Annotated in this window: 22 protein-coding genes; 11 read left to right on the top strand and 11 right to left on the bottom strand. The window is 46.4% G+C overall.

What is annotated here, in order from left to right; translation table 11 throughout:
- Window positions 1-6 precede the first annotated feature (6 nt).
- Window positions 7-1,770: a response regulator gene (locus ASG33_RS00920; protein WP_162242713.1), complete on the bottom strand. Its 1,764-nt coding sequence runs from the start codon at window positions 1,768-1,770 to the stop codon at window positions 7-9.
- 124 nt (window positions 1,771-1,894) lie between these two features.
- A complete protein-coding gene (lpdA, locus tag ASG33_RS00915) occupies window positions 1,895-3,292 on the bottom strand; it encodes a dihydrolipoyl dehydrogenase (RefSeq protein ID WP_056279381.1) in 1,398 nt (465 codons plus the stop codon).
- 301 nt (window positions 3,293-3,593) lie between these two features.
- On the opposite strand from lpdA, the gene prfB reads away from it, so the two are divergent.
- The 4 genes from prfB to ASG33_RS00895 all read left to right on the top strand — a co-directional run bounded on the left by prfB (window position 3,594) and on the right by ASG33_RS00895 (window position 7,127).
- A protein-coding gene (gene prfB / locus ASG33_RS00910; RefSeq protein WP_157474498.1) for a peptide chain release factor 2 occupies window positions 3,594-4,668 on the top strand; the annotation gives its coding sequence in 2 pieces (ribosomal slippage) (window positions 3,594-3,653 and window positions 3,655-4,668; 1,074 coding nt in all).
- An 87-nt stretch (window positions 4,669-4,755) separates the two neighbouring features.
- The gene (locus ASG33_RS00905) at window positions 4,756-4,959 is read left to right on the top strand and encodes a hypothetical protein (RefSeq protein WP_056279377.1); all 204 of its coding nucleotides are present in this window, start codon (window positions 4,756-4,758) and stop codon (window positions 4,957-4,959) included.
- A gap of 53 nt (window positions 4,960-5,012) precedes the next feature.
- Window positions 5,013-5,807, top strand: coding sequence for an alpha/beta fold hydrolase (locus tag ASG33_RS00900; protein WP_056283076.1), 795 nt, complete (start codon window positions 5,013-5,015; stop codon window positions 5,805-5,807).
- A gap of 24 nt (window positions 5,808-5,831) precedes the next feature.
- Entirely contained in the window at window positions 5,832-7,127 is a 1,296-nt protein-coding gene (locus ASG33_RS00895; RefSeq protein WP_056279376.1) for an MFS transporter, read from the top strand.
- Window positions 7,128-7,176: 49 nt separating this feature from the next.
- On the opposite strand, the gene ASG33_RS00890 is transcribed toward ASG33_RS00895, so the two are convergent.
- The 5 genes from ASG33_RS00890 to ASG33_RS00870 all read right to left on the bottom strand — a co-directional run bounded on the left by ASG33_RS00890 (window position 7,177) and on the right by ASG33_RS00870 (window position 11,962).
- Entirely contained in the window at window positions 7,177-8,052 is an 876-nt protein-coding gene (locus ASG33_RS00890; protein ID WP_056279374.1) for an AraC family transcriptional regulator, read from the bottom strand.
- Window positions 8,053-8,167: 115 nt separating this feature from the next.
- Entirely contained in the window at window positions 8,168-8,491 is a 324-nt protein-coding gene (locus ASG33_RS00885; RefSeq protein WP_056279372.1) for an RNA polymerase sigma factor, read from the bottom strand.
- 24 nt (window positions 8,492-8,515) lie between these two features.
- Complete coding sequence (locus tag ASG33_RS00880; protein ID WP_056279370.1) at window positions 8,516-9,493, bottom strand: dihydrodipicolinate synthase family protein; 978 nt, start codon at window positions 9,491-9,493, stop codon at window positions 8,516-8,518.
- A 73-nt stretch (window positions 9,494-9,566) separates the two neighbouring features.
- Window positions 9,567-11,150: a sodium:solute symporter gene (locus ASG33_RS00875; RefSeq protein ID WP_056279368.1), complete on the bottom strand. Its 1,584-nt coding sequence runs from the start codon at window positions 11,148-11,150 to the stop codon at window positions 9,567-9,569.
- Window positions 11,151-11,278: 128 nt separating this feature from the next.
- The gene (locus ASG33_RS00870) at window positions 11,279-11,962 is read right to left on the bottom strand and encodes a TVP38/TMEM64 family protein (RefSeq protein ID WP_229238520.1); all 684 of its coding nucleotides are present in this window, start codon (window positions 11,960-11,962) and stop codon (window positions 11,279-11,281) included.
- A gap of 178 nt (window positions 11,963-12,140) precedes the next feature.
- On the opposite strand from ASG33_RS00870, the gene ASG33_RS00865 reads away from it, so the two are divergent.
- The 3 genes from ASG33_RS00865 to crcB all read left to right on the top strand — a co-directional run bounded on the left by ASG33_RS00865 (window position 12,141) and on the right by crcB (window position 14,124).
- Entirely contained in the window at window positions 12,141-13,280 is a 1,140-nt protein-coding gene (locus ASG33_RS00865; RefSeq protein WP_056279365.1) for a cystathionine gamma-synthase, read from the top strand.
- A 79-nt stretch (window positions 13,281-13,359) separates the two neighbouring features.
- Entirely contained in the window at window positions 13,360-13,713 is a 354-nt protein-coding gene (locus ASG33_RS00860; RefSeq protein WP_056279363.1) for a DUF3127 domain-containing protein, read from the top strand.
- Between the two features lie 27 nt (window positions 13,714-13,740).
- A complete protein-coding gene (gene crcB, locus ASG33_RS00855; protein WP_056279361.1) occupies window positions 13,741-14,124 on the top strand; it encodes a fluoride efflux transporter CrcB in 384 nt (127 codons plus the stop codon).
- 2 nt (window positions 14,125-14,126) lie between these two features.
- Here crcB and ASG33_RS00850 read toward each other — a convergent pair whose 3' ends face one another.
- Both ASG33_RS00850 and ASG33_RS00845 read right to left on the bottom strand, forming a co-directional pair.
- Entirely contained in the window at window positions 14,127-14,780 is a 654-nt protein-coding gene (locus tag ASG33_RS00850; protein ID WP_056279359.1) for a helix-turn-helix domain-containing protein, read from the bottom strand.
- Window positions 14,781-14,964: 184 nt separating this feature from the next.
- Window positions 14,965-15,186, bottom strand: a complete 222-nt coding sequence (locus tag ASG33_RS00845) for a DUF2795 domain-containing protein (protein ID WP_013927448.1) — start codon at window positions 15,184-15,186, stop codon at window positions 14,965-14,967.
- A gap of 298 nt (window positions 15,187-15,484) precedes the next feature.
- On the opposite strand from ASG33_RS00845, the gene ASG33_RS00840 reads away from it, so the two are divergent.
- From ASG33_RS00840 to ASG33_RS00825, 4 genes are all read left to right on the top strand, one after another.
- The gene (locus ASG33_RS00840) at window positions 15,485-16,213 is read left to right on the top strand and encodes a copper homeostasis protein CutC (RefSeq protein WP_056279358.1); all 729 of its coding nucleotides are present in this window, start codon (window positions 15,485-15,487) and stop codon (window positions 16,211-16,213) included.
- A gap of 37 nt (window positions 16,214-16,250) precedes the next feature.
- Window positions 16,251-18,689 carry a penicillin acylase family protein gene (locus ASG33_RS00835; protein ID WP_056279356.1) on the top strand — a complete coding sequence of 813 codons (2,439 nt, stop codon included), beginning with the start codon at window positions 16,251-16,253 and terminating at the stop codon, window positions 18,687-18,689.
- A 2-nt stretch (window positions 18,690-18,691) separates the two neighbouring features.
- The gene (locus tag ASG33_RS00830) at window positions 18,692-19,039 is read left to right on the top strand and encodes a hypothetical protein (RefSeq protein ID WP_056279354.1); all 348 of its coding nucleotides are present in this window, start codon (window positions 18,692-18,694) and stop codon (window positions 19,037-19,039) included.
- Window positions 19,040-19,140: 101 nt separating this feature from the next.
- Window positions 19,141-19,761, top strand: a complete 621-nt coding sequence (locus ASG33_RS00825) for an OmpH family outer membrane protein (RefSeq protein ID WP_056279351.1) — start codon at window positions 19,141-19,143, stop codon at window positions 19,759-19,761.
- A 72-nt stretch (window positions 19,762-19,833) separates the two neighbouring features.
- Here the strand turns inward: ASG33_RS00825 and ASG33_RS00820 are convergent, their stop codons facing one another.
- Together ASG33_RS00820 and ASG33_RS00815 are read right to left on the bottom strand one after the other, a co-directional pair.
- Window positions 19,834-20,586 (bottom strand): succinate dehydrogenase/fumarate reductase iron-sulfur subunit, encoded by a 753-nt coding sequence (locus ASG33_RS00820; protein ID WP_200942731.1) that lies wholly within the window; start codon window positions 20,584-20,586, stop codon window positions 19,834-19,836.
- A 73-nt stretch (window positions 20,587-20,659) separates the two neighbouring features.
- The gene (locus tag ASG33_RS00815) at window positions 20,660-22,648 is read right to left on the bottom strand and encodes a fumarate reductase/succinate dehydrogenase flavoprotein subunit (RefSeq protein WP_056279347.1); all 1,989 of its coding nucleotides are present in this window, start codon (window positions 22,646-22,648) and stop codon (window positions 20,660-20,662) included.
- Window positions 22,649-22,678: the final 30 nt, after the last annotated feature.

Here is a 22,678-nt window from a genome sequence, read left to right as displayed (position 1 = left end):
CGCGAATTATGGCAATCCGCCATTTTCGACTCCGATATGAAGTGCGATAATCTTGTAAAAATCAGGCGGCAGGAACGGTTTGACAAGATAGTCGCTGAACCCGCTGGATAATGCCCGCTCCCGTTCATCTTCAAATGCAGAAGCAGTTAATGCCACGATCGGCACATCAGGATTCAGCGTCCGGATTTGCTTTGTGGCTTCGAAACCATCCATTACGGGCATTCTCAGATCCATGAAGATCAGCTCGTGGCCTTTTTCGAGATACAGATCCACCGCCTGCTTCCCGTTTGCCGCCAGGTCAAACGGGATTTTTTTTCTTTCAAGAAGTCTTGTCGCGAGCATCAGGTTGGTGGCGTTGTCGTCCACCAGCAATATTCTGGAGTTGAGATTGAAATGGGCAGTGGGTAGCTTCTCGACTGGCACTTGAGGCGCCTTTTTGACAGAATAAGGCAATTCGATTTGAAATGAGAATGAAGAGCCGCTGCCCAGCCGGCTTTCCAGCTTGATCTCTCCGCCAAAGAGGCGAACAAGCTCCCTGGATATTGCCAATCCTAGCCCGGTACCACTATCCTGCCTTTTAACCAGACTCTTAACCTGCGTGAAAATCTGAAATACATTGGATTGCTGCGATTCTGATATACCGATCCCGCTATCGGAAACTTTGAATGCAAGCGTAATGATGGAGTCAGTCCGGCTCACTTCTGCCACTGAAAAACTAACGAAACCACGGTCTGTAAACTTGATCGCATTATGTACCAGATTTGTAATTACCTGGCTCAATCGCGTCTGGTCGCCTGTAAGCTGCGGCAGGGATTCTGGAATATTAAACAGCAGTTCGAGGTTTTTCTCTCTCGCTTTCGGGACAAATGTGTTATAGAGGTTTTTGAACAATAATTCGGGATCAAAGCTTTCGGAATGCAGCTTGACGTGGTTTGAATTAATTTTATTGAAGTCAAGAATATCATTGACTACCGCCATCAAGTGCGCGGCCGAGAATTTCAATGTTTCAATGAGCTCCTGCTCCTGACCATCCCTTGATTTATTTTCCTGCAGAAGATGGACGATACCTACAATCCCATTCAGCGGAGTACGTATCTCGTGGCTCATCGTTGACAGGAACTCCGACTTTGCTATGGTTGCATTCTCTGCGATTTGCTTTTGTTTTTCAAGCTTTTCGTTTTGGGTAGCCAGGGTATATCTGTAAAAAAACTCCCGCTTGTCTCTTTTTTCATTCAACAGCATGATAAATGGAAAAAGGAGCTGCCCCATAAAAAAGAACAAACCGCCTTCGCGCAAAAATTGAAAGAAAAACTCCGGGTGTCGCGCGTATAAGGCGATGGGAAAGCTGATTAATATGAGCGCAGTGGCTACTACCGCCTTCCAAACCGGCCAACGCACCATGAAGAATGTAAATATCAGAGCGAGCGTCATATTGAATGTAGCCCGGCCGTAATAGTCGTGTGGAACAGTGGCAAGAATGTATGCGTGAATAGGAATGAGGGCTAAGTAGGTCAGAAATGAAGATCTCTGACTGGAAATCCGGCCACTCAGATGCAGAAACAGGAGCACGAGCGACACAAAGCTGAAAACGAGTTCAACTGTGAGTATTTCGGCGAATGCAGGGTTGTTCCGCAGCAGATAAAGGAGTGAAGTGGCGGGGTAACCCAGGAGGAACGCTATGCAAAAGATGAGGTTCCCCCAACGGGCCTTGATTTCCCGTTCTTTTTTCCACAAAATGTCGAAATCACCCGTGTAAGTGGCACTTTTCAAGAATAAAGATTTTAAACGCTGAGATATGATGCAGAAGGTCTTGTAACCCAAATTTACAAAATCATTAAAAAAATAGGGTATCCAATTTCTTGAATACCCTACTTTCAGCATTAAAGGCTATTTCTTACAAGTCAATCGCCTCTCCGTAAGCCGCTTCTGTTGCGCCTTTCAAAGCCTCAGACATAGTCGGGTGCGGGTGGATTGACCGCAGGATCTCGTGCGAAGTTGTTTCCAGCTTGCGGGCTACTACTACCTCGGCGATCATCTCGGTTACATTGGTACCGATCATGTGCGCGCCAAGGAATTCGCCGTATTTAGAATCAAAAATCACTTTAACGAAACCGTCCGTTGCACCGGCAGCAGTTGCTTTTCCGGAAGCTTTGAATGGGAATTTACCCACTTTGATATCGTAACCTGCTTCTCTTGCTTTCTTTTCTGTGTAGCCAACAGACGCAATTTCCGGCTGGCAGTAAGTACATCCTGGGATGTTACCGTAGTCGAGTGCCTCTGTTTTGTGTCCTGCAATTTTTTCAGCACAAATGATACCCTCGGCAGTAGCGACGTGCGCCAATGCCGGGCCAGGTGTACAGTCACCTATTGCGTAGAAACCGGGAACGCTGGTTTCGTACCATTCGTTAACCGCGATTTTGCCTTTTTCGGTTTTGATACCTGTTTCTTCCAAACCGATATTCTCGATATTGGAAACAATACCTGCTGCTGAAAGCACTACATCTACCTGGAAAGACTTTTGTCCGTCCGGCGTTTTCACCGAAACAACGCAGCCGTTTCCGCTGGTATCTACATTCTCAACCGTAGAATTTACGTAGGTATCCACACCCAGCTTTTTGTATTGCTTGGCGATCTCTTTTGAGATCTCCTCATCTTCTACCGGTACCAGGTTTGGAAGGAATTCCACCACGGTAACTTTCGTGCCCATGGAAGCGTATACATACGCAAACTCCATTCCGATTGCACCAGAACCGATCACCAATAGAGATGCAGGCTGTTTTTCAAGGCTCATTGCCTTGCGGTATTCAATGATTTTCTGTCCGTCGATCTTGATATTTGGCAACTCGCGCGCACGTGCACCTGTTGCAATGATCACACCTTTATTGGCAGTGTAATCCGTTTTCTTACCGTCTTTATCAGTAACCTCAACCGTTTTCTGCCCCTTCACCTTACCGGCGCCCATGATAACGTCGATCTTATTCTTTTTCATCAGGAAGGATACCCCTTTGCTCATCGAATCGGCAACCCCGCGACTGCGTTTGATTACCCCAGAGAAATCAGCAGATGATTCGCCTACATTGATCCCGTAGTCTTTTGCATGCTTAATGTATTCAAAAACCTGAGCACTTTTCAAAAGCGCTTTGGTAGGAATGCAACCCCAGTTAAGGCATATTCCACCCAGACTTTCTTTTTCGATAATTGCAACTTTAAGTCCTAATTGGGAAGCACGAATGGCTGCCGGATATCCCCCGGGGCCGCTACCAATTACAATCACATCATATGTTTGAGCCATTTTCTGGTATTTTTATTGATAAGAAATGGGTACACTAAATTTCTCGCAAAGTTAAGACGATTTGCCGGAATGCCTACACGGACAATACCGGCTATTTGAACGAAACCGACCATTACCCCGAATTGTTATACCTTTGTAACTAACAGTGCCCGCTGATACCGCTGTTGACCACTTTTTGTCACACTGAGCGGAGTCGAAGTGAAGGCACTACGCTATTTCACTTCGACTCCGCTCAGTGTGACAAAGTATTCAACAACGTTTTAGCTTGCCATTTTTTCAACTTAACATTCAAAAACTTCAAATGACAGCAGAGCAATTGAAAGACTTGAAGGCCCGTGTAGAGGCTTTGGGGAGGTATCTTTGACTACGGTAACCGTAAAAAACAACTAGAAGATCTTGAACAGCAAACTGTTCAACCGGAGTTCTGGAATGATTCAGAACGTGCCGAAAAAACAATGCGGGAAATCCGCGGACTGAAATTCTGGACAAATGGCTACGAAGAACTGGCGCGCCTCCGCGACGATCTGGATACCATTTGGGAATTTTATGAAGCAAAAGAAGCTACCGAAGAAGAGGTAGACGAAGAAGGTAAAAAGCTCTCAGACAAGCTGGAAGAAATTGAATTCCGGAAAATGATGGGCGAAGAAGGCGACGAGCTGCCTGCCGTGATCGAAATTAATGCAGGCGCCGGTGGTACCGAGTCGCAGGACTGGGCTTCGATGCTGATGCGGATGTACATCATGTGGGCGGAGAAAAATGGCTACAAAGTACGTGAAGTGGATTTGCAGGACGGTGACGTGGCAGGAGTAAAATCTGTCACATTGGAAATCGACGGCGAATATGCTTATGGTAACCTGAAATCTGAAAACGGTGTACACAGGCTTGTGCGCATTTCGCCGTTTGACTCAAATGCGCGGCGCCACACTTCCTTTACCTCGGTGTATGTGTATCCGCTGGCTGATGATAATATCGAAATTGACGTAAACCTGGCAGATATCACCTGGGATACGTATCGCTCAGGCGGCGCAGGTGGACAGAATGTGAACAAGGTGGAGACTGCGGTCCGTCTGCATCACAAACCTTCTGGCATTATCATCGCGTGCCAGCAGGAGCGGTCGCAGCTGATGAACAAAGAAGTGGCGATCAGGCTTTTGAAGTCGCGCTTGTACCAGATCGAGCTCGAAAAGCGCAACTCAGCACGCGCAGAGGTGGAAGCATCCAAACGAAAAATTGAATGGGGCTCCCAAATTAGAAGCTATGTACTGGATGATCGCCGGGTAAAAGACCACCGGACTGACCATCAGACTTCCAACACGGATGCGGTACTCAATGGTGAAATCAATGATTTCATCAAGGCTTATTTGATGGAATCCTGAGTAATTGAAAAACCTCCGATTGCCGATTGATTATCGGGTTGGAGGTTTTACTGTTTTTTGTTAAATGTCTAATCAAACAGCAGAATTATGACTGGTATCAGATATATCACAAATGACAAAGGTCAGAAGACCGATATAGTCATTGACTTAAAAGAACATAGCGAAATTGTTGAAGATTTTCTGGATGCGTTAACTGCCGAAGAAAGGAGAAGAGAATATTCAATTCCTTTTGACGAGCTTATTGCTCAATTGAAATCAGAGGGAAGAATATCGGGTGCTATATTTAATTGAAGATACAATCCGGATTGTTGAAATTTCCGGTGTTAAGTACCGCCGAGATGCTTATGAGTAATTATATAGCTCAAAATCTCCCCTGCCACAAACTCGGCCAGGGTCCGCGCATTCTCCTCGCATTTCACGGTATAGGGCAGGATGGACTGAGTTGTTTTAAGCCTGTCGAACACTTACTGGGAAAGCACTATACCATTTACGCATTCGACCTCTTTTTCCACGCAAGCAATGCAAACTCAAAAGTTGACATCATTTCAAAACCATTCTGGAAAGAGTTGCTCAGCGACTTTTTAATCAAAAACAATATTGTCGATTTCGATGTCATGGGTTTCAGTATGGGCGGCAGATTTGCATTGGCTACGCTGGAAGCTTTTGCGGACAGGATCGGGAATGTTTATCTCATTGCCCCGGACGGAGTTTCTGAAAATCCCCTATACTCCATTGCAACGCGGAATGCATTCGGCCGGTCACTTTTTCGACAGGTAATGCAAAAACCTGCATTCTTCTTTAAAACAATCCTGATTCTCGAGAAATTGAACCTCGTTAACAGCAGCCTGGTCCGCTTTACACAACACGTTCTCAACACACCAGAAAAACGGAGCGCTATTCTACGTTCGTGGATTGCATTCAAGAATCTCCGGTTTGACATTCCCCAAATAGGCAGGCTTGCAAAGGCTCACAACGCACGTATATTTCTGTTTACCGGCGAGTTTGACAAGCTCTTAAAACCTCACACCGTCAGCAAGCTAGCCAGGTTGCTGCCTGCTAATCAGACTATCCGTCTAAAAAGCGGCCACTCGCAACTGGTTGCACATTCTGCTGCGTGGATTTGTACATTATTTGAGTAACTTGTCAGACACCCATCTGACGTTATGCAGCAACATTTACCTCAAAATGACACCAACTGGCGGTTAAAGGCGATCATCGGCGGCTCCGCCGGGAACCTGGTTGAATGGTACGATTGGTATGCCTACTCCGCTTTTTCGCTCTATTTCGCAAGTACCTTCTTCCCGGACTCCAACCCGACGGTACAGCTGATCAACACAGCAGGTATTTTTGCAGTCGGATTTTTAATGCGACCAATCGGCGGGTATGTCTTCGGGAAACTGGCTGATACGAGAGGCAGGAAAGTCGCGATGACATTGTCGGTGTTACTGATGTCATTCGGCTCTCTGCTCATCGCATTTTTACCGGGGTACAACAGCATCGGTATTTTAGCGCCAATCCTGCTGCTGATCGCGCGCTTGCTGCAAGGATTGAGCGTAGGCGGCGAGTACGGTACTTCGGCCACTTACCTGAGCGAAGTAGCAACTGAGAAGCGGCGTGGTTTCTATTCGAGTTTTCAATATGTGACATTAATCGGTGGACAGCTCATTGCACTTGGCTTGCAGCTGATCCTTCAAAACATATTTCTTACTGACAAGCAAATGCACGAATGGGGCTGGCGCATTCCCTTCATTTTCGGTGCCGCATTATCACTGATCGCCCTGTACCTGCGCGCACATTTAACTGAAACAAAAGCATTTCAGACAAAAACACAGGAAGTAAAAAAAGAAGGCTCATTGAAAGAGCTGCTCAAACATCCCCGGGCAATATTGATTGTAATCGGTCTGACACTCGGCGGCACGCTCGCTTTTTATACCTATACCACTTACATGCAGAAGTTCCTGGTCAACACCGTCGGGCTTACCAAGTACCAATCTACGATCCTCACCTTTTGCTCTCTCTTCATTTTCGCAGCGTTGCAGCCGCTTTTCGGCGCGTTAAGCGATCGCATCGGCAGGCGCCCATTGCTGATATCTTTTGGTGTACTGGGTACCATCTGCACTTACCCGCTCTTAACTACATTAAGCAAAACAACGGATATGTGGTCGGCATTTGCGCTTTTAATGGCCGCGCTGATCATTGTAAGCGGGTATACTTCCATTAATGCGGTGGTAAAAGCCGAGCTATTTCCAGTAGAAGTCAGGGCACTGGGCGTGGGGCTCCCCTACTCGCTTACAGTCGCAATCTTCGGAGGAACGGCGGAATATTTTGCACTCTGGTTTAAAAACCTGGGACACGAAAGCTACTATTACTGGTATGTGACCATCTGCATTTTCATATCGCTGGTGATCTATATCCGCATGAAAGACACAAAACATACTTCCCTAATCGAAGACCATTAGCCTTCCGTACCAACCGCTGATATTTAATTTAAAACACTACAAATAGCGCTCAGATCATCTCAGGTGTGGTTTTATACAAATACTTCCTTTTGTATTCAAGCGGAGTCATATCTGTTACCTTCTTGAAATGCCTGTAAAAATTAGAGACATTGTTGAAACCGCATTCGAAGCAGATTACCTCTGTTGCCAACTTATCCTCAATCAATAACCTGCAAGCCTGACTAATGCGTATTTCCACGAGGAAATCATTGTAAGTCTTCTTGGTCATTAACTTGAAGTACCGGCAAAACGATGTTATCCCAAGATTAGCGATGGAAGCCACGTCTTGCAATGTGATGTCGTTCCGGTAGTTGGACAATGTGTATGCGTAAATTTTGTTAAGCCGCAGCGTTTCAGAATCGTTCGACTTATAAAATGCGTGAGCAGAAGCAATGGTCTCGTATTCCGTTGTTTCCGCCAGTATTTTCAAAATAGACAAAAGCGCGATCAGCCGGTCAAGGTTTTGTGCATTCACGGTGGAATACATCAACTCGACTATTTTCTCTTTTGCACTGCCCGAAATCAGGAGTCCGCGCTTCGCTTTTTCGTAAAGTTTAGGGATCTGGTAAGCTTCTGGTAGAAGCAAAAAATCACCACCAAGGCAATTCGGCAGGAAATGGATAATAACTACTTCAACAGCTGTGTTGGCCGCGCCTTCCTCTACGCGCCAGGTATGCGGCAGATTTTCTCCCAAAAGGATCAGCTCGCCGTCTGAAAAATTGCTGATACTGTCACCAATAAAGCGTACTCCCTTGCCTCTTACCAGATAATGCAATTCAAGCTCAGGGTGATAATGCCAGACTGTACCAAAGCCGGCGTCTTTTTCATGGCGGATGCTGAATGAAGTTCGCGAAGGTATCGGAACTTTGTGAAAATGAGGTTTCATTTCAAATGTCCAGTGTGACAGGGTTTAGGTATCTGTCTGCTATTCATTTAAAGAGTAATATTTGTTTATCTATCCGGTCTTTTGTCAAAAAGTTCTACAAGCCTGTGCACTTTCACTAGGATCTGTGGACTGCACCCATTTTGTCGAGATAGGCTTGTCGCACGTCAAGGTCCTGATACTTCCTCATCTCCGTAAAAATCTGATTTTTTAAATTAAGGAACAGGTATGATTGAAAATTCTCTTCCGCTTCCAACCTGATCCTGTCTTCCCAGATTTTCTCAAAAACGTGACTTGTTACTGCCTCTGCCTCACCTTCATCTTTCAAAATAACCCTGCAAAGGCTCATGGCAGGTTCACGAAAATAGGTGCAAAGCTGCGTAAACGCGACCTTATCTCCTTCGGTAATGCGGTGCAAAATCTGCTGGGTCGGGAAGGCCATGATTTTTTGATTTAAATGTTTGTATTATTTCAAAGGCACTGCGAAGCTGCTCTTAAAAACGCTGTCAATTCCAAGCTCACTGCGAAGCTGGTCCGCTTCTGCCAGTAATTTATCGGCACGATCCTTCACTTCTTCGGTCAATGCATCCACTTCTCTCCTGGTATAAAGTGAAATAGGGAAACCTCGTTTTTGAAGGCAGTACTTCGCAATAACCGGGTAGGCTGTATGCACGATATCCATTGAATCATTAAAGAATGCCTGCAACCTGTCTGCCTCTGCGGTGCGGGATGCATCATTGTAATGATTACATATCCACACCACGAGTTCGGGATATATGTTGCCCTGAATGCATGATAACCCGGCAGCCCCGGCCCGGAGCGAGGCAGTTGCATTCACTATATATGCATCATACAAACCAAACCTGAATCCTTCCGTCGCTTTAATGCGGTTAACAACTTCTCCGATATCGAGACAGGTATCTTTATGGTAAACAATTCGCCGGGTCTGTACCAGCTCACCCAGCAATTTGCTGTCGATTAACCGCTTGTACGGAACCGGGCATTCGTAAAAGCCAAGCGGAATCTCCTCTGTAAGAGCCAGCAGCTTTTTCACATTTGTTTCAAATACCTCCTCCGGATCCTGCTCCTCAGCCAGCAAACCTGTAATTACGATGACAGCATCTATCCCGGTATTGTATATACGTTTCACAAAATCTGCTTGTTGCTCAACCGATCCGCCCAAGGTTCCTGTGGCTACCACCGGCACTCTTCCGGCGACCTGGTCCACAACGGTCTGAGTTACTTCCAGACGCTCAGATTCACTTAATTCAAACATTTCACTCGACAAGCAGTTGGCAAACAGCCCCGCTGAACCTGCTTCAAGGTACATTTCAGTCAGCATTTTCAGCCCTTCAAAATCGACTGCTCCTGATTCCAGAAAGGGTGTAAGCATAACCGGAATAAACCCCTGCGGCAGCGAACGTGACGTTTGTGCATTTGTCATGTTGAGTAACAATTAAAATTGGTGTTGTTATTGAAATAATATAAGCCTGACTCTCCGTTTTTGCGCAGCGCATTTATTTATTGTCCAGTATCACTTCCCTTTCGGCAATTCGTTTTCTTTTCAGCCTGGTCAGTAGCATTCCTATCAAAAAGATCGTGAGCGTTCCTATCACCATGATCATGTTCTGGTGCAATGGGTTACGGAGGTATGCATATTCACCGGGTAGCTGGCCTGAGAATGTCATCCAGATAATCACTACAATGCCGATCAGCGTGGCGGTTAATGCCTCCGCATTCCGGGTTTGTCTTGAAATAATCCCTAACAGGAACAATCCGAGCATTCCGCCGGCAAAAATACCGGACAGCATCCACCAAACATCCAATACGCTTTTCACTCCGATCATCGCAATTCCTGTCAGCATGCCCAGCAAGCCGAACACCGTTGTAGCAATGTATAACAGCCGCAGCGACTCTTTCTGAGACAAGTCCGACTTGATGTATTTTTGATAAATATCAACTGAAAATACCGTAGCGGAGGCATTCATTCCCGAACTGATCGTGCTCATTGCAGCCGACATAATTGCTGCGATAATGAGCCCCAGCAATCCTACGGGCACTTTCGTAACCATGAAATGCGGCATTACCTTGTCGCCGTAATCAGCAGGTACCAATGTAGCCGCCAATCCTCTGATCGCTTCCTGACTTCCCGTTGGCAGCCGCTCCGTCGCAACCTGCATTTTAATCGTTTCAAGAAGCTCGGGATTACTCTGGTAATATGCGTAGAGGCAGGATCCGAGAAAGAAAAACATCAGTGAAACCGGCAAATAGAGATAAACACAGAGCCAGACCGACCCGGCAGCCTCTTTTACCGATGTGGTAGTATGGTAGCGCTGCACGTAATTCTGGTCCATTCCAAAATTGTTCAGGTTCATAAAAAACCCGTAGAGCAACACCACCCAAAAAGAGGATTGCGTAAAATCCGGCGCAAATGTTCCGAGACTGAATTTGTTCTCGGCACTGCCGATATCCATAATCCTGGATACACCTCCGTCCATTCCTGCGATCACCAGATAAAGGATAACCAATGCGCCGACGGTCTTGATCACCCCCTGTACCACCTCTGTCCAGATTACCGCCTCCATTCCGCCCATTACTGTATATAACACAATACAAATCCCGACTACGATCATGATCGTCGACATTTCATATCCTGTCAATGCCTGCAAACTCAGTGCAATCCCGAAAAAGATAGATCCCATTCGCGCCAGCTGTGTCAGCAGAAAACAGACAACAGCGTAAGTCCGTGCCCAGGCACCAAACCTGTGTTCAAGATGGGTGTAGGCCGAAACAGCGCCCGTATTTCTGTAAAATGGTATAAAAAACCGGGTTGCAACCCAGGCAGCCAGCGGCATTGATAAACTGAATACAAATGAATTCCAGTTACTCCCGAATGCTTTTCCCGGAACTCCCAGAAAGGTGTTGCTGCTTAAAAAGGTAGCATAAATGCTGATCCCGATTGCCCAGCCCGGTATCCGGCCCGAAGCTTTTGTGAATTGATCAGCAGTCGTATTCTTTCTTGAAAAGTAAATTCCTACACCCACCATCCCTGCCAGATAGGCTAGCACAATGACCAGATCTATAAATGGTAAGGATTTCATTCTGATTTTGGATGAATTATAACTTTACCACAAAGAAACAGGATGAGGTCAATGGGTTTATATGGTTTCGTAGCGTATTATTGTAGGATCTTAGCAAGAGAAGCTATTTTCCTCAAAGGATAGCGTAACTATCCTACTATTTTTCGCTCCCGAAAGAAATAACCCACCCCAATTGTAGAAACGATGATCAGCAGGACCAAAACCACTTTGGTAGCAAGTCCCTCATTGGGATGCTCCAGCAGGTACCTGATATCCTGAGCTTCTCTCCCAGCCCAAACAGCTAGAACTGTGCGTGGGATCATTCCCAGTGTACCGCCGGCAAGTACCTGCTTGAAACGCGCGCCCGCCATTGCAAAAAAGAGGTTGGTGATCGCAAATGGAAGAACAGGTGAAAGTTTGGCAAAAAAGATCAGCCGCAGTTCGTTCTTGTAAAAGCGACTTAACAAGCTTCCAACCTGCGGATAAATCTGCATTAAGTGCTTTCTCAGTGAAGTAGCATGCAAATAGTTGGCAGAAACGTAGATCAATGCGATAGCACCCAGGTTCATCCCGAACAGCATCGGAATTGATTTCCAACCCAAAAAATAACCGTAAACAAGTGCAAGAAAGGTAGGCGGCGTAAGTGCTACTGAAGACGCAATCGTCAGTATTAAGGTAATCCCAATCCACCAGCCCAGCGGCATGGCTCGCAGAAACTGCTCGTTATTGATTGCCCAGGCAGTGAGAAGCGAAGTAGTCAGCAGTGGAACAATGGTCATCAGCACACTGATAACCACGGGTAACGAGAATTTTTTGGGAGTAGATTTTTCCACGGCTGTAGTGCGGCTAAGTATGCTGTCTCTGCATTCAGATAACCACTTGTTTGTACAAAAGGTTTTTAATGGGCTTGCCTTTTATGCAGGCCGCCTGAATTTCCGGGCAGCATAAAAGTGCATTATCAATTGTCTTATTCGTGTATTTTCGTGTCTTCGTGGCACTACAAACATCCCAATGAAATTCGGAACCAAAGCAATACACGCAGGTGTAACACCCGACCCGACTACCGGCGCTATTATGACGCCAATCTACCAGACTTCCACCTACGTTCAGGAAAGTCCGGGAAAGCATAAAGGCTACGAATATTCCCGCACCCATAATCCGACCCGAACTGCTTTGCAAAATGCATTGGCAGCATTGGAAAACGGGCAGCACGGGATTTGCTTTTCCTCCGGAATGGCTGCTACCGACGCGGTACTGAGGCTGTACAAGCCAGGCGACGAAATCATTGTCACCAATGACATTTACGGCGGCACTTACCGGATCATGAAGCGCATTTATGAAGGTTATGGGTTAGTTTTCAAGTTTGTGGATATGTCCGATGCCGGGAATGTGACAGAAGCTATCTCAGACAAAACAAGAATGATCTGGATCGAAACACCGACGAACCCACTCCTCAAAATCATTAATATCAAACAAATCACTGCGCTTTGTAACGGGCGGAATATCCACTGTGCCGTCGATAACACATTTGCCTCGCCTTACCTGCAAAACCCGCTTGACCTGGGAGCAGATATTGTAATGCATTCCGTAACCAAGTACCTCGGCGGGCATTCGGATACTGTAATGGGCGCATTGGTCACCAACGATACGGAACTGGCAAAGCAACTTGCATTCATCCAGAATGCAGCTGGCGCGGTACCCGGTCCGCAGGATTGCTTCCTTGTTTTGAGAGGACTGAAAACGCTGCATATCCGGATGCAAAGGCATTGTGAAAATGCCATGCAGATTGCGACCTGGCTTTCAAACCATCCAAAGGTCGGCAAGGTTTATTATCCGGGGCTCCCTTCGCATCCTGGTCATGAAATAGCCCGGAAGCAAATGCGGGATTTTGGCGGAATGCTTTCTTTTGAGCTAAAAGGCGACGTTTATGAAGAGGCCGTCGCCACCATGGAGCGACTTACGTTGTTCTCTCTCGGCGAATCCCTGGGCGGCGTGGAATCGCTTTGTACGCATCCTGCAAGTATGACGCACGCCAGCATTCCCAAAGCAGAAAGGGAGCAGGTGGGCTTGAAAGACACATTGATCCGCCTGAGCGTAGGTATCGAAGATGCAGAGGACCTGATCGCCGACCTGGAACAGGCAATTGGCTAGTCGCAGATTGTTGCCATTCAAACTCAAAAATCTTACTTTTGGATCACCTTTTTTGAAACACTAAAAATCAAAACAATAAATGGAATTAACGGGAACAGTGATCGCTTTGCTTCCTGAAGTAACAGGCCAGGGCAAGAATGGAATGTGGCGTAAACAGGAATTTATTCTTGAAATACCTTCTCAGTATCCGAAAAAAGTCTGCATTTCGCTTTGGGGGGATAAAATAGACCAGGCTGATCTTCAAATTAACCAGTCGGTTACAGCTTCCATTGATATCGAAAGCCGCGAGTACAATTCCCGGTGGTACACAGAGGTAAAAGCCTGGAAAGTAGACAAAGCAACTAGCGGCGGCTCTTCTTCGTCTGCCGGCGGCAGCCCGCTTCCTCCTGTTACTACTTTCACAGAGGACGAATCCGACGATCTTCCTTTCTAATCAAGCTGACACTTACATCAGGCCGACTTGAAAAATATATTACTGATATTTATTGGAGGAGGCTTGGGTAGTCTGGCAAGATATGGTGTTGCCAGAGCATTCATTTCATGGTCGTCAATTTTCCCTGTTGGTACATTGACGGCCAATATTCTTGCCTGTTTGCTGCTTGGGCTGCTATCCGGCTGGGCAACTTTAAGTAATTCGACCAACATTCCGGACTACCGCGCTTTCGTAGCAATCGGATTTTGTGGCGGGTTCAGTACCTTTTCTACTTTCAGCAACGAGACGATCCAGCTCTTCGTCAGTGATCGCTGGACAGAAGCATTCCTCAACATTTTTGTAAGTCTGCTGCTTTGTTTCTTTGCCACATTCGCCGGATTATGGCTGGGAAGACAGCTGATCGTGTTTTAACGTCAGTTGGATTGATAGCTCATCGACATTGTAAACTTGTCGATCATTTCCTGAGGGTGAACATCCAGAATGCGCGCCAGTACCATCACTACCAAAGTATTAGAGGCAATTTTCCGGGGTATTCCGGCTACCGTTGCAAAAAGATCGACTGTAACTGACTGCTTTTCATCCAGCAGCTTCATCAGCTTCTGCTCCTTGTCACCATATTGAAAACGGATATCGCGCTCACCTCTGCCTCGGCGCATGATTTCCTTCATCTCCCTGCTCGCCTGCAATGATTTGTCTTCTACACGGATGTAAGCCTGGCGGGTACCGGTTTCATCCACCACATAATGCGGCTTGTCAACACTGCGCGGAATAGTGAGCACAAGCACATCCCTGTCCTGGCTGACGGGAACGCGTTCTTTTTTGTAGCTTATTTTGGGATAAATGTATTTGTCGATCGCCCGGGTGAGCGTAAATTCATCTTCATCAGCATCTTTCAGCCCCTTGATGGTTTTGTCGTCGCCAACTCCTACGAAGAGCTTCCCGCCGCCTGTGTTGGCAAAAGCGACAACTTCGCGGACAATTTTCTCAGGATGGCTGGATTTCAATTTGAACTCCACATGCTCACCCTCGCCTTTCTTTACCAGCTCTTTTAACAATCGAAGCTCCATTAGTTAGAATGGATAGATATCTGAATTATGACAAACTCACCTTCGGTTATATCCTCGTCTTTCCTTTCTTAACGCTAACAATATACATTCGTTTTGCCAGATTTAAAAAATATTCAGGAGCGAGTTTCACGAAAATCTGAACCCTTATAAAACAAAAAACGACACCTTTCAGTGTCGTCTCTTATCAATATTCATCTTCGTTAAAAAAGAAATCGTCTTTTGTCGGATAATCAGGCCAAATTTCCTCAATGCTTTCATAGGGTTGACCATCGTCTTCAAGCTCCTGTAGGTTTTCAACTACCTCTAACGGAGCGCCTGTTCTGATTGCAAAGTCAATTAGCTCGTCTTTGGTAGCTGGCCAGGGAGCATCTTCAAGGTACGATGCAAGTTCGAGAGTCCAGTACATAATATTTTCGCCTATTAATGGTTACTTTACTTTTTTGCAAAAGTAAAAAATTTGACATCTTTTAAAAGCTTAAAGCGAAAAAAAGCAAAAATAATTGCCTGGTTAAAAATAATATTTCCCACAACCAAGCAACCACCTGTTTATCAAGTTATTACAGATATCACTTTATTGAAAATACGGTGACAAATCTTCCAGACGAACCTTAATTTCTACCTGTTCCAATCATTTCTTTCAACAGCCGTCCGTCGCCTCAAACCTTTTTGTAAATTCCCTGTTTCGTTCCTTAAATACCATTATTATGACTATCGAAGTTTGCGCGTACTCTCTTGAATCCTGCATTAACGCACAAGCCGGAGGTGCTGGCCGCATTGAGCTTTGCGGCGGGCTGGGTGAAGGCGGAACTACCCCCAGCGCCGGTCTGATTGAAATCGTCAAACAGTATATAGAAATCCCTCTTTATGTAATGATCCGGCCACGCGGTGGTGACTTTGTCTATGATTTTTTTGAAGAAGAAATCATGAAAAAAGACATTGATGTAGCTAAAAAGCTGGGCGCAAATGGCGTTGTGCTTGGGATACTTAATGCAGAGGGGCAAGTTGATGTGCAACGTACGAAAGCGCTGGTGGACTATGCCGCTCCAATGAAAGTAACATTCCACCGTGCATTTGACCTCACACCTGATCCGCACAAAGCATTAAAGGCGGTAATAGAAACCGGCGCTGAAAGAATCCTGACCTCAGGTCAGAAAGCCAGCGCCATTCAGGGGATTGACCTGCTAGCAGCACTTGCAAAGGAAGCAAACGGCAAAATCGAGATTATGGCCGGAGGCGGAGTAAATCCTGAAAATGCCGCTGAGCTGGCCGCAGCCGGCGTACATTCCCTGCACCTTACCGCAAAAGCATTCCGTCCGGCCAGACAGAAATACTTCCCGGCAGCCGTTTCAATGGCGGGTGAAATTCCTGATGAACGTTCGGTGCTTTATAGTAAGCTTGAAGTGATAGAAGCTATGGTTCAAGTAGTTTCGTAGTCAAAAAGACCTTTTTCTGCAAAAGTGTCCCCTCTCTATGAAGATTGTTAAAGCGATTGTTTCTTTGGCCATTGCCATAGCCCTGATTTATTTTCTCGACAAACCCCTCGGACCTGCTCCTGCACTGGGACCATTCCTGAGCCCATTCACGGGATTCAGCCAAAATGGTGAAGATGCCTCGGGTTCAGACACTGAATTGGTACTTAAACTCGATAGTCTGCAAAGCGAAGTGATCATCCGCTTTGACGACACCGGCGTGCCGCACATTTTTGCAAGAAACGATTTCGACCTGTTCTACGCCCAAGGCTATATCACAGCCAGAGACCGGTTGTGGCAAATGGACTTGCAAATTCGTGCTGCTTCGGGCAGGCTGTCGGAGATACTCGGCAAGGTAACGCTTGAAATGGATCTGCAGAGCCGCCGGCTCGGAATGGGCTATGGAGCTGAGGCAAACTTCAAAATGGCCATGAGCGAACCGCAGTCGCGCACCGCGTTGCTGGGCTACACTGCCGGAGTAAATGCGTACATCAGGCAGCTTGCGCCCAAAGATTATCCTATCGAATTCAAGCTGCTGGGCTACAAACCCGAGCCTTGGAAGCCGATTAATACCATGTACATGCTCGAACAAATGACGCTCACCCTTGCCGGGCGCTCGAATGAGACAGGTATGACAGAGTTGCTTCAAAAATATGGTAAACAGGTAATCGATCAGGTTTTCCCCGATTATCCGCTATTGCAGGAAAGCCCCATTATTCCGTCAGGCACAAAATGGGATTTTAAACCAATTGCCATTCCTGAAAAACTGACTTCAACCGACAGTGTTAATTCCGGATCGCACCTAACTCAAAAACTTAGTTTACCAGCGAAAAGGTTTGAAAAAGTAGAAGGGATCGGAAGCAATAACTGGGCGGTCAGCGCTGAGAAATCCATTACCGGCTACCCGATCCTGGCCAATGATCCGCACCTGGAACTCACACTCCCCTCGATCTGGTACCAGGTACAGCTGCATACGCCCGAGATGAATGTGTATGGCGTTTCTTTGCCAGGTATCCCCAGTGTTATTATCGGCTTCAATCAAAATGTAGCCTGGGGAGTTACCAATGTGGACGCTGACGTTTATGATTTATACAAAATCAAATTCAAAGACAGCAGCAGGAAGCAATATTGGCATGAAAACCAATGGAAAAACACCCGCATCAGGAAAGAAGTGGTTTATATCAAAGGTGAAAAATCACCTGTGACAGAAGAGGTGGTTTACACCCACCACGGGCCGGTTACCGAAATGGACAATACTTCGAAGCAGCCCGACCTGGCGATCCGCTGGATCGGGCACGAGCCTGGCAACAGCTTCATGACATTTTACCAGCTGAATAAGGCAAAGAATTATGACGATTACCGAAGTGCATTAACCAGATACGTGGGGCCCGCGCAGAATTTCGTTTTCGCGGACAACAGCAAGAACATCGCCATTACCGTGAATGGAAAGATGCCTGTTAAATACAAGGAGCAAGGTAAATTCATTCTCGATGGTACCGATCACCGGAACGACTGGCAGGGATGGATTCCGGCTGAACAGAACCCTTACGTCAAAAATCCTGAGAGAGGATTTGTGAGCAGTGCCAATCAATCGAGTACAGACACGACTTATCCTTATTATATCAACTGGGTTTTCGCACCTTCCGAACGCGCGATCCGAATCAACGAACGCTTGCAGGCTATGACACAGGCGAATGCAGACAGCCTCCGTGCTTTGCAAAACGACAATTTCAGTGTCCTCGCCAGAACCATTTTGCCCAAACTTCTGGAAGTACTATCCACAACGGCATTATCTCCGTCTGAAAAAGCGGCCAAGATCATTTTAGCCAATTGGAACTACCAGAATGCACCAAACTCGGTTGCTGCTTCCATATTCGAAGAATGGATACCTGCATTACGAAATGCGATATGGAGCGATGAATTCGGATCTGAGCTGCCAAGCCGGGACCGGACGTTGTATTTGCTTTTGAAACAAACGGAAGAAAAATGGTTTGATAACATTACTACTTCTAATAAAGAGACAATGCCGGACATTGTTTACGGCAGCTTTAAAGCTACGCTTGACAGCCTGAAAGCGCGACACGGAACCATGAGCCCTACCTGGCAGTGGTCGAAAGTAAAAGGTACCGAAATCCGGCATTTGAGCAGAAGCCTGAAATCCTTTAATGCACCTCCCATTACGACCGGAGGCGGCAGTAGTATCGTCAATGCGATCACAAAACGGAATGGACCTTCATGGAGAATGGTCGTCGAGCTCGGGCCGACGCCGCGCGCCTACGGTATCTATCCAGGCGGACAATCCGGAAATCCGGGTAGCCCATATTACCTTAATATGCTTGGTAAATGGGAGAAGGGGGAATTGAATGAACTGCTCTTCCTCAATGCACCCGACCAGCAACATTCCCGCCTTACAGCCCGGATCACCCTTCAAAAGAAATAAAGATGAACTTCCTCGTCATTCTGATCATCACGGCCATACTGCAATTCTTCGCTCCCTGGTGGGTAGTCGCCATTGTCCCGTTTGTAGTTCACCTGTGGTGGCCCACAGCGGCTTTCAAATCATTTTGGATCAGCTTTCTGGCAATTTGCGTGTTGTGGCTGGGTTACGGCTACTATTTTCACCTGATATCAAACGGCGCGATTTCAGACCGGATTGCGCAGATATTTTTCCTGCCTGACGGCCTTTTACTACTGCTTGTGAGCGGCATAATCGGTGGACTTGTGGGCGGATTCGGAGGGTTATCGGGATTCCTGATCCGCGACATTTTCGTGCGGAATGCAGAAAGTTAAGCCACTGCAAAAATGCCTTTTTAAGGTTCTATAAGATTCATTGTACTTAAACACAAATCCTTATCTTTGCGGCTCATGCAAAAAAATTAAACCTTAAAGACGTGAACAATAATACTTCGTTGATCTGGAACATTGTGCTTTCATTGGCTGTAGCCGTACTTTTCTTCCTTCACTTTTCAAGTAAATCGTCGGGCGATGCCGGCGTAGCAGCAGACGGTAATGTAGTGGCAGGCCGCAAGACAGTTTATGTTCAGGTAGATTCTCTTTTGAAAAATTACGAGTTCTTCAAAGACACAAGAAAGGAACTTGAAAACAAGAACTTCCAGCTGGAAAACGAATTGAATACCAAAGGTCGCTCTCTGCAGAATGAAGTTGCATTCTTTCAGCAAAAAGCGCAGACTATGACACCCGAGCAAGCAAGATCCACTGAGGCGCAGCTGATGAAAAAACAGCAGGATTTAATGGCGTACCGCGATCAGTCGGCACAAGCATTGGGCCAGGAAGAAGCTAAGAAAAATGAAGAGCTTTATAAAAACATCCGCTCTTACATTGAGAAATATAATAAGGAAAATGGTTTTGAGTACGTCCTTGGTTACTCACTTGGAGGCGGAATCCTTTTTGCAAATCCTTCGCTGGATGTTACGCAGAAAATTCTGGACGGCTTGAACAAAGAATATAAATCATCAGGCAAACCGGCAGCAGCAGATTCTACCAAGAAATAAGCTGGCAGGTTACCAACAAAAAAGGTGTCGGTTCAATGGAACCGACACCTTTTTTGTTGCTTATTAAATCTATTAGACAGCCGAAGAAGAAAACTTCGCGCCGATATATTCGCGGTTCATACGCGCAATGTTCACCATGCTAATTTCTTTCGGGCATTCAGCCGAACATGCCCCTGTATTGGTACAAGCTCCAAAACCCTCCGCATCCATTTGCGCTACCATTTTCTCAGCACGGATACTGCGCTCTGCCTGACCTTGTGGCAACAATGCAAGCTGAGAGATCTTTGCAGATACAAACAACATCGCAGAAGCATTTTTACAAGCAGCTACACAAGCACCGCATGCAATGCAGGCTGCCGCTGAAAATGCCTCGTCAGCCGCTTCCTTCGGAACTGGCAAACTGTTGGCATCCTGCGCATTTCCTGTGTTTACAGAAATAAAACCTCCTGCTGAAATCACGCGGTCAAATGCATCACGATCCACAACCAGGTCTTTGATAACCGGGAATGCCGCCGCTCTCCATGGCTCTACTACGATCGTATCTCCATCGTTGAAAGAACGCATGTGCAACTGGCAGGTTGTAACTCCTTTCAGCGGACCGTGCGGTCGTCCATTGATAAACATTGAGCAAGCTCCGCAAATACCTTCCCTGCAGTCGTGGTCAAATGCAACCGGTTCTTTTCCTTCTTCAATGAGTTGTTCGTTTAACACGTCGAACATTTCAAGGAATGACATATCAGGGGAAACTTTATCCAGCTTGTAGTCTTCAAAACCGCCCGCTGTATCTTTATTACTTTGTCTCCAGACTTTCAGAGACAAACTCATATTTCCTTCCATATCTATCTTATTCTTTATGCTGTGATAAATTGTACACCCGGACAATATCCGGCTTTACTAATTATTTGTAACTCCTCTGGGCAATCTTAATGTTCTCGTAAATCAGTTCCTCTTTGTGAAGCTCCCACTGCTCAACTCCCTTGTGCTCCCACGCAGACACGAACATATAATTATCATCGTCGCGCATTGCTTCTCCTTCTTCGGTCTGGAACTCTTCACGGAAGTGTCCGCCACAAGATTCGTTCCTGGTCAAAGCATCAATACACATCAGCTCACCTAATTCAATAAAGTCGGCTACGCGGTTGGCTTTATCAAGCTCCGGATTGAAGTAGGTAGCTGTTCCCATTACTTTTACATCCCTCCAGAATTCTTCTCTCAGCTGACGTATTTCTACGATTGCTTCCTTCAACCCTTTTTCATTACGCGCCATTCCACACTTATCCCACATGATCTTACCCAACCGGCGGTGGAATAATTCAGGAGATGTATTACCCTGAATGCTCAACAGTTTTTCAATTCTGTCCCGCACTTCTTTCTCCGTTTGAACAAACGCTTCATGGTCGGTAGAGATTTTACCTGTTCTGATTTCATTAGCCAGATACGCTCCGATGGTGTAAGGGATCACAAAGTATCCGTCGGCTAAACCCTGCATCAAAGCGGAAGCACCGAGACGGTTTGCTCCGTGGTCAGAGAAGTTGGCCTCACCTAATGCATATAACCCTGGTACGGTTGTCATCAGGTTATAGTCAACCCAAAGTCCGCCCATTGTATAGTGAACAGCCGGGTAAATACGCATTGGAACTTCGTAAGGATCCTCACCCGTAATCTGCTTGTACATGTCAAACAGGTTACCATATTTTTCTTTCACCACCGCTTTACCCCAGGCAATAATATCTGAATGGGATGCATTATGGATGTTGTTTTTATTTGCTTCTGCCTTACCGTAACGCTCAACCGCAGCAGCGAAATCGAGGTAAACGGCCAGCTTGGAAGTTCCTACTCCGTAGCCTGCATCGCAACGCTCCTTAGCCGCACGCGACGCAATGTCACGGGGAACAAGGTTACCAAATGCAGGGTAACGTCTTTCAAGATAGTAATCACGCTCTTCTTCCGGAATTTCATTACCCGGACGATTGTCGTTCTTAGCTTTTGGTACCCAGATCCGTCCATCGTTCCGCAGCGATTCAGACATCAGCGTCAGCTTAGACTGGTGCTCACCAGATACGGGGATACACGTCGGGTGAATTTGGGTAAAGCAAGGGTTTCCGAAGAATGCACCGCGTTTGTGCGCTTTCCATGCGGCGGTAACGTTACTTCCCATTGCATTGGTAGAAAGGTAGAATACGTTACCGTAACCTCCCGAGCAAAGCAATACAGCGTGACCTGCATGTCTTTCCAGCTCACCTGTAACCAGGTTTCTTGCAATGATACCGCGGCATTTACCGTCAATATTTACGATATCCAGCATTTCGTGGCGGTTGTACATTTTAACTGTACCCATACCAACCTGACGCTGCAGACCTGAATACGCGCCGAGCAACAACTGCTGACCGGTTTGTCCGGCAGCATAAAATGTTCTCTGAACCTGCGTTCCACCGAAAGAACGGTTGGAAAGCAAACCGCCGTACTCACGTGCAAAAGGCACACCGGCAGCTACACACTGGTCAATAATACTACCGGAAACTTCGGCAAGGCGGTGCACATTTCCTTCTCTTGCGCGGTAGTCACCTCCTTTGATTGTATCATAAAAAAGACGGTAAACCGAGTCCCCGTCATTTTGATAGTTTTTGGCAGCATTGATACCTCCCTGCGCTGCAATGGAGTGCGCACGGCGTGGTGAATCCTGGAAGCAGAAAGCTTTTACCTTATATCCAAGCTCAGCCAGTGTGGCAGCTGCAGAAGCGCCTGCCAGACCGGTACCAACAACGATAATTTCAAGATTACGTTTATTCGCGGGATTTACCAGCGGCACCGAAGAACGGTATTTGCTCCATTTAGTTTCGAGCGGTCCCTGAGGTATTTTGGCATCCAGACGAGATGAAGTCGCCATATAAATTTTATTTAATCGAAATTAGAAATG

Origin of the sequence: Dyadobacter sp. Leaf189 (assembly GCF_001424405.1) — a bacterium.
GTDB lineage: Bacteria > Bacteroidota > Bacteroidia > Cytophagales > Spirosomataceae > Dyadobacter.
This window is presented reverse-complemented; position numbering and strand designations above follow the sequence as displayed.